At 42.8% G+C, this 579-nt stretch carries 1 protein-coding gene; it reads right to left on the bottom strand.

Annotated elements, in window-relative coordinates:
• Positions 1-319: 319 nt before the first annotated feature.
• A partial coding sequence (locus tag NE664_12860) for a zinc ribbon domain-containing protein (protein ID MCQ4727525.1) occupies positions 320-579 on the bottom strand: 260 nt, incomplete at its 5' end.

Consider the following 579-nt stretch of genomic DNA (forward strand, 5'->3'; position numbering starts at 1 on the left):
GTAAAACTTTATGAAATATTTTATTCCTCCGGTATTATATCACCTATTCCGAGTAAGCTTAAAAGGGATCTGCTGGAAGACAGCCCGCCAGAATAAACGCATTTTTTCGTAAGAGTCAAAATAACAGTGAGAAAAAATCGAAACAGAAGTAAGTAAAGATCAAAACAGCAGTAAGCAAAGATCAGAACATCAGTAAGCAAAGATCAGAACATCAGTAAGTAAAGATCAGAACATCACAAAAAAGAGACTCCCCCAAAAAGAAAAGTCTCCTGTCATTGCTCTCTTGCCCGATCTGCTGCATGTGCCCAGTCACTATATGTTAAAACTTCCTGCCGCATTTGGGGCAGTACTCAAAATCTTCTTCCGTCTCATACCCGCAGGCTTCACAATGCTTCCGGTTCCAGCCGGATGTTCTGCGGCCTGCCTGTACAAGTGTTAAATCTGTCTCGGTTATATCGGCCTGTTCACCGTGTCCCAGCCGTTTTCCAACCTCCGGGTCCAGCTCATAAACAGTGCTGCAGCATGACATCTGTACGTAATAATGGCGGTTCCATTTTATAATGGGAATGAAAAAAAGGC

This window comes from Anaerotignum faecicola, from assembly GCA_024460105.1.
Taxonomy (GTDB): Bacteria; Bacillota; Clostridia; order Lachnospirales; family Anaerotignaceae; genus JANFXS01.